Source organism: Moorena sp. SIO3H5 (assembly GCF_010692395.1).
In the GTDB taxonomy this organism is placed as follows: Bacteria; Cyanobacteriota; Cyanobacteriia; order Cyanobacteriales; family Coleofasciculaceae; genus Moorena.
This window is the reverse complement of the sequence record NZ_JAAHHS010000393.1, coordinates 1-7,020: the sequence shown is the minus strand read 5'-3', so window position 1 is coordinate 7,020 and position 7,020 is coordinate 1. Positions and strand designations below refer to the sequence as shown.

The following is a 7,020-nucleotide window of genomic DNA, read 5'->3' as shown; positions in this document are numbered from 1 at the left end:
GAGAATCCTTTCTAATGTAGAGGTACCACTGACAAGAGATTCCGTCGCGAGGAGCCGGATGAAGGGAAACTTTCACGTCCGGTTTTGGAGACGAGTCAGAGGGGTGACCCAATGGCTTAGTTTAATTACCGAGTAACCGAAGCAATAGCTGGTGTTGGTAAGAAGCCCACACTGAACCTGTAAGGTCAGTGTGGGAGTATGTCACAATTTATAATTCTTAATGGTAAGAGCGCACCTTTGAATAAAATAAGCTGAACGCGCACGCGTGGCCAACGGCCAACGGCACCTCAAGTAGCGATGCAGCGCCTTCACGCGGGGGTTTCCCCCACTCGCGCTTTGCATGGCTGACAGCGTGAGCTAGCTGAGGGCTGACGGCTGAGGGCTGAGGGCCAAAGGCTGACGGCACCTCAAGTAGCGTGGCCAAAGGCCAACGGCTGACGAGCTGATTTTCTAGAGCAACACATTATTATGCTCATGTCAAGTCCGACTGATTATTTATATTTATAGGTGCTAACAACACTTTTTTATCACTGATTGACCGTAGGTCAGGCTAAGGGAATGCTATAATGGAAGAATGTGCAATTTTTAGCTATACCATAGTCAACTAATGCTTATGACCACATAAAGCCTATGATTGGATGAATATTATAGACTAATTGATTCAAAGACAACTGTTGGAACTTTCGTATTTGGTTTTGGTGCTATCCTGATTGGAAGCAGTCTACACTTGTTGAGCGTACTGTCGGGTACTGTCGGGTACTGTCAAAGCGTACTGTCAAAAGGGAAGTTGGATTTCTTTCCACGACCACTTGACCAATAATAGACACATTTTGTGCCATGTTTTCATCTCAATCCCCCCAAGAAAATGGGGAATCTCCAAAAGGGGACATTACGCTGAAGGACGCTAAGGGTAAAACTCTCGAATGTTACATTGAGCATTCCCTAGAGCTGGAGGGTTGTCAATACCTTCTGCTGTTACCTGTAGACTCACCCATAGAAATTGTTGCTTGGGATGATACTGATGATGAAGACTTAGCTGATGCCTCTCTAGTTGAAGATGAAGCTCAGCTTGACTTGATATTCCCTGACGCCCAAGCTGTTCTAGCTGAGCAAAATCTTCAGCTCAAGCGCACCGCTTTTACCTTAACTGTTGCTGGTGAGTTGCCACCAGTGGACGAAGACGACATTCTCACCCTGGAAATTGAAGAGGATGATGTTCCAATGGAAGCAGAGGAACTACAGGAGCTAGCGAGCTTTTATTACGAAGAACAAGAGTATGGTATCTATACTCCTGTAGAGCCACTGCTGTTTTTTGCTCGCTCGAACCAATCTGGTCAACCAGAGTTACTGTCTACACAGGAAATTAAACAAGTTCAGCCATTGCTCGAAGAACTGCTATTCGATGATCTCGAGTAGAAGACAAGAACTCGGATTGACCCCTTAAACGATTCAGGGGAAACTAGTGTTTTGGTGTATAAGAGTATGAAAACGCTCAAAAGCATCTCCAATAGGTTTTTTTATTTCGTTCTATTGCCAGCGACCCTTGGCATTTGTGCATGGCAGGGCTGGGAGTGGTGGAGTTGGGTGGTATCCCCACCTAAAGCACAATCTTCCGAAGATGTCGCTCAAACCCTCGTAAAAATTGAGATTCCCCCAGGAACCCCAGGTCAACAGATCGGTAGAGATCTGGAAGCTTCTGGTTTAATTCGCTCAGCGGATGCTTGGAAACTCTGGACTCATTGGCGGCAGCTGCTAGACCGAGATGGTGAGTTTAAAGCTGGAACTTACGAACTATCACCAACTCAACCCCTCACAAAAATCGCCGAAACCATTTGGAAAGGGAAGGTGATGCAGCTGTCTTTCACCATACCGGAAGGGTGGTCGATTCAGAAAATGGCAGCTTATTTTGAATCTCTAGGATTTTTCTCGGCTGATGACTTTATCGCTGCTAGTAGCAAAATCCCCTGGGATAAGTATCCTTGGTTGCCCAGTGAGCTACCTCATCTAGAAGGTTATTTATACCCAGATACCTATAAGTTACCCAGTGATGGCATCTCGCCACAAACAGTCATCCAACAAATGCTGAATCGATTTGAACAGGTAGCCTTACCAGTATACGAAAAAGGTCAGTACAAAACCCAGCTTAGTATCAATGATTGGGTAACATTAGGAAGCATTGTCGAGAAGGAAGCAGTAGTTGCTGAAGAACGCGATCGCATTGCTGGTGTCTTTACGGAACGGTTGCGGCGAGGGATGAGATTAGAAACCGATCCCACGGTTGAATATGGATTAGGGATTCGACAAACTGCTGATCAGCCCCTGACCTACAAGCAAGTGCGCCAACCCTCCCCTTACAATACCTATCTCAACCCAGGATTACCGCCGACCCCGATTGCCAGTCCTGGAATAGGGAGTTTGAAAGCAACCCTTGAGCCCGAAGACACCGAATACCTATTTTTCGTGGCTCGTTACGATGGCACTCATGTTTTTAGTAAAACCCTAACAGAACATGAAGCAGCTAAAAATGCTATCCGTAGAGAACGGCGAGCAAAGCAATAAACTACAACAACCAGTGATCAAAGAACCTTTCTAATATTGGTTCCATTGATCCCTTAGATAGAATCAAATCACTTAAGCCCTGCCCGCTGCCATCATTAGGCCGAGCGGGCTTAGTGTATTGACAACCGACGGGTAAACATCAAAAATCAACAGAGTTACCAACCTTAAATTTATCAGTTAATTAAATATGTCTTGGGTCTCAAAGTTACAACCTGACTTAATCCTTGGTGGCTCCATCTTAGAGCTGACACCAGATATTCTCCAGCAATATCAGCTCTCAGGTCTAGTATTGGATGTTGACCAGACCTTAATACCAGTGACGAAATCCCGTGTTTCTGAAGAAATTGAACGGTGGGTAGAGCAAACTAGAGCGATGGTTTCCCTGTGGCTGGTTAGTAATAACCTTAGTGAAAATCGCATTAGCCGTATTGCTTCCTCCCTAGATTTGCCTTACATATACGCAGCTCGCAAACCTTCGCGACGCAAGCTGAAAATAGCTGTAGATGCGATGAACCTACCTATAGACCAAGTGGCAATGGTAGGCGATCGCTTATTTACTGATGTCTTAGCTGGGAATCGACTGGGAATGTTCACCATTCTTGTAGAGCCCATCAGGGATCCGGCTATGAGTAAGTCTTTATACCCAATGCGTGATTTGGAAGTGTGGTTTTCTCAAGCCTTAGGGGTTTCACTGACCACCATGCAACAAAACTTCACCAAACCTGACAAATCACAATAAACTGAAATATAAAGAAAATATTATAAAAATTACTAAACCAAAATTTGTCTGACACAATAAGGAGGTGTTGGAAATGGGGTCAGCTTATATAAAGACCCTAGATATGACCAACCTTTTAAATGGGGTCAGCTTATATAAAGACCCTAGATATAACAAACGCCTATAACTAATAGACAGCCCAGCCTTGAGGTAATCAGGAGCTGGGCTGTCTATTATTTGGGATTAGGTGACTGAGCTGGTGCGCCAAGCTCAACCCCACGTTAAAATTCAAGAAATATTACTTAATACTCGAACGCCAAGCATGAGCGCAAACGTTGAAATCTACACCTGGAGCAGTTGCCCCTTCTGTATCCGTGCTAAAGGTCTACTAAACAAGAAGGGAGTTGAATTTACTGAATACTCTATTGATGGTGATAACCAGGCACGGGAGAAGATGGCTCAAAGGGCAAATGGAGCACGCTCCGTACCACAGATTTTTATCAATGACCAGCATATCGGTGGCTGTGATGAGCTTCACACTCTGGAATTTCAGGGTGAGTTAGACAACCTGCTCCAGGCAAGCTAACCACTAGGTGAGTAACCATCTAGTATGCAAGAAAGCACAACGGAAAAAAACACCCCACGACTATATAACTATTCACTACACGGATAGGATCCTAAAGGTGATAATCTCATCCGGTTTATATAGCGTTGATCCCACTTATGAGTAAGGATCCCCCCTAACCCCCCTTAATAAGGGCTCACAGGGGTAGGTTTTTAACAAAGACGTGAGGTGTGGGGTGTAGGGGGAACGGGTGTAGGGTGTGGGTGATAAGAAAGCGATGCAGCAAGGGAACAGGGGGTTTCCCCCGCAGGTCGGCGCTGCATCGCTCTTCAATCATCATTGTCAGCCATGCTTTGCGCGAGTGGGGCAAACCCCCGTGAGGCCACTGCATCGCTTGTCTGTACCCCCACACCCCACACCCCACACCCAATACCCCACACCTGAGGTCAAAGTAAAAAACCTACCCTTATGAGCTTAATAAGGGGGGGACATGATTCCCTTAAGGCTTTATTTATTATTGCCTTCTGCCTTTTGTCTTAATCTGCCTTAATCGCTGTTACTCGTTCCCCGTTGGAGATCTTGAGCGGTATGTTACCGAATCAAATAAGATTGCTGTAGCATAGGAAAATTGGCTGATAGGGGAATTCAACCGTGAAATTTGCATTTATCATAGACCCTCTCCCGAAACTAGATCCCGGTCATGATAGTAGTGTGGCGCTGATGGAAGCCGCACAGGAATTAGGTCATGAGGTTTGGATAACTCAGGCTCAACACTTGAGTGTTATTCGGGGTCAGGCTTGGGGGCTTCTAGAACCTGTGCAACTAACTCCAGCCAAACTCACTGACGGCCATTGGGTCGTCAGTGAGCAATGGTACCAGACAGGTAAGGCTGTGTTGAAACCTCTAGAGGAGATGGATGCTGTCTGGATGCGGACAGACCCCCCGGTTACCATTCCTTACCTCTATGCCACCTATATCTTGGACTACATCAATCCAGATAAAACCTTGGTGATTAATTCACCAACTGGCATCAGGACAGCTAACGAAAAAATGTATGCCCTCCAGTTTCACGAGGTGATTCCACAGACCATTGTCAGTCAGGATAAATCGGTGATTCGGCAATTTGTTGAGGAAAAAGAGACAGCAGTACTAAAACCTCTAGGAGGTAAAGGTGGTGAGGGGATTATATTTCTACAGGCAAGCGATCGCAATTTTAACTCCTTGGTGGAAATTAGCACTAAACAGGGTAGTGAGCCAGTGATGGTTCAGGCTTATCTGCCTGCTGCCAAAGATGGAGATAAGCGGATTATCCTTTTGAATGGTGAACCGATTGGAGCAGTAAATCGCATTCCCACAGGTAAGGAATTTCGGGGTAACATGGCCGTGGGTGGTCGAGTAGCGGCGACGGAAATTACTCCCCGAGAGGAAGAAATCTGTGCCCGGCTCAAGCCAAAACTGCAGCAAGATGGCTTATATTTTGTTGGCATAGACGTTATCGGCGGCTACCTCACCGAAGTTAATGTCACCAGTCCTACTGGCATCCGGGAAATTGATCGCTTAGATGGTACTCATCTGGCTAAACAGGTAATTACCTGGATCGAGGCAGTCAAAAGCAACGGCGGTTAAACAATATAATGGCTTAACCAGACTATTGAGCCAAGTCATGGGGTGTAATGTCGGTTTTGGGTCAGTTTTATGGATCAAGTAACAGTGCCACGGAACGATAGGAAAGCTCGAATCTGGGGGATGCTGTGTCATCTATCCTCCCTGCTATGGATTCCCCTATTGATTATGGGTCTACCTCTCCCTTTGGCTAACCTGGCAGGCCCGTTGATGATCTGGTTAAACAAGAGAACTAAATACCGCTTTGTTAAGGTTCACGGTAAAGAATCTATTAATTTTCAAATCTCGATTACCCTTTACGCTACCATTATCCTGACCATATTTACGGCCTTTGCCTGGGCGTTTTATATCTTGATTGGTGGAATAAAGGGTTTTGACCGTAACTCTTGGTTGGAGCTGTTTAAGCTCATAGAATTCTGGCTATGGTGTCTAGCTAGTATCCTGGGAATAATTGATTCGCTGCTGGTGACTATGGCTTCAATCGCTGCTCAATATGGTAGGGTTTACCGTTACCCGTTTACCCTGCGATTTTTAAAATAAGTCACTAAATATAAGTTACGAGATAGTCTATAATGGCTGAGTTTTCTGCAACAGGTGCAACTGAACAGCTACCAACAATTGGTGTAGCGGTAGTGGGAACTGGATTTGGACAAAAAATCCACATCCCTGGCTTTAAAGCTCATTCCCGGACAGAAGTGGTGGCTGTCTATCACCGAGACCCGGATCAGGCAAATGCCTACGCAAACCAATATGATATTCCCCATGGATGCGATCGCTTAGAAGATATCCTAGCGTTACCGGAAGTAGAAGCGGTTAGCATCTGTACTCCCCCGTTTCTCCACTACGAAATGGCCAAAATGGTTCTAGAAGCAGGGAAACATCTGCTACTAGAGAAACCCATGACCTTAAGGGCAGCCGAAACCCAGGAGCTTTACCAACTCGCTACAGAAAAGGGTGTTGTGGCTATACCTGATTTTGAATTCCGCTTTATCCCCTCATGGCAGCTATTAGCGGAATATCTCGAAAAAGACTATGTCGGTAAAAAGCGTCTGATTAAAATTGACTGGTTAGTCTCTAGCCGAGCTAATCCCGAACGCCCCTGGAACTGGTATGCTCAAAAAGATAAAGGAGGCGGAGCACTAGGCGCAGTTGGTTCTCATGCCTTTGATTATATTCATTGGCTATTTGGACCAGTGCAGCGGTTATGTGCTCAACTGAGTACCGCAATTCCAGCCCGGCCAGACCCCAATGCTAGCAATTTACTTAAGCCAGTAGATGCTGATGACACCTGTCTGTTATTACTGGAATTGGCAGATGGTACCCCTTGTCAACTCAGTATTAGTTCCGTAACCTATCAAGGGCGAGGTCACTTTGTAGAGGTTTATGGCGATCGCGGTACCTTAGTTTTAGGCAGTAACAATCTCAAAGACTACGTTCATGGATTTCGTCTGTGGGCAGCGACCCCAGGTCAATCCTTGATGGAAGTAGAAATTCCCCAACGACTAGCATTTGCTGAAACCTATCTCGATGGTCGTTTAGCCCCATTTATCCGGGA

At 45.8% G+C, this 7,020-nt stretch carries 8 protein-coding genes; 7 read left to right on the top strand and 1 reads right to left on the bottom strand.

Annotated features, from left to right (window positions below; translation table 11 throughout):
* Positions 1–837: 837 nt before the first annotated feature.
* From F6K52_RS29250 to grxC, 4 genes are all read left to right on the top strand, one after another.
* The gene (locus tag F6K52_RS29250; protein ID WP_293087007.1) at positions 838–1,416 is read left to right on the top strand and encodes a DUF3727 domain-containing protein; all 579 of its coding nucleotides are present in this window, start codon (positions 838–840) and stop codon (positions 1,414–1,416) included.
* Positions 1,417–1,482: 66 nt separating this feature from the next.
* The gene (gene mltG, locus F6K52_RS29245) at positions 1,483–2,559 is read left to right on the top strand and encodes an endolytic transglycosylase MltG (RefSeq protein WP_293087003.1); all 1,077 of its coding nucleotides are present in this window, start codon (positions 1,483–1,485) and stop codon (positions 2,557–2,559) included.
* Positions 2,560–2,746: 187 nt separating this feature from the next.
* Positions 2,747–3,298 (top strand): YqeG family HAD IIIA-type phosphatase, encoded by a 552-nt coding sequence (locus tag F6K52_RS29240; RefSeq protein WP_293086999.1) that lies wholly within the window; start codon positions 2,747–2,749, stop codon positions 3,296–3,298.
* Between the two features lie 301 nt (positions 3,299–3,599).
* A complete protein-coding gene (grxC, locus tag F6K52_RS29235; RefSeq protein WP_293086996.1) occupies positions 3,600–3,863 on the top strand; it encodes a glutaredoxin 3 in 264 nt (87 codons plus the stop codon).
* Positions 3,864–4,038: 175 nt separating this feature from the next.
* Here the strand turns inward: grxC and F6K52_RS29230 are convergent, their stop codons facing one another.
* Positions 4,039–4,233: a hypothetical protein gene (locus F6K52_RS29230; protein ID WP_293086993.1), complete on the bottom strand. Its 195-nt coding sequence runs from the start codon at positions 4,231–4,233 to the stop codon at positions 4,039–4,041.
* 260 nt (positions 4,234–4,493) lie between these two features.
* On the opposite strand from F6K52_RS29230, the gene gshB reads away from it, so the two are divergent.
* The 3 genes from gshB to F6K52_RS29215 all read left to right on the top strand — a co-directional run.
* Positions 4,494–5,468 (top strand): glutathione synthase, encoded by a 975-nt coding sequence (gene gshB, locus F6K52_RS29225; RefSeq protein ID WP_293086990.1) that lies wholly within the window; start codon positions 4,494–4,496, stop codon positions 5,466–5,468.
* A 69-nt stretch (positions 5,469–5,537) separates the two neighbouring features.
* Positions 5,538–6,005: a DUF4870 domain-containing protein gene (locus F6K52_RS29220; RefSeq protein ID WP_293086987.1), complete on the top strand. Its 468-nt coding sequence runs from the start codon at positions 5,538–5,540 to the stop codon at positions 6,003–6,005.
* A gap of 32 nt (positions 6,006–6,037) precedes the next feature.
* A partial coding sequence (locus tag F6K52_RS29215; RefSeq protein WP_293086984.1) for a Gfo/Idh/MocA family oxidoreductase occupies positions 6,038–7,020 on the top strand: 983 nt, incomplete at its 3' end.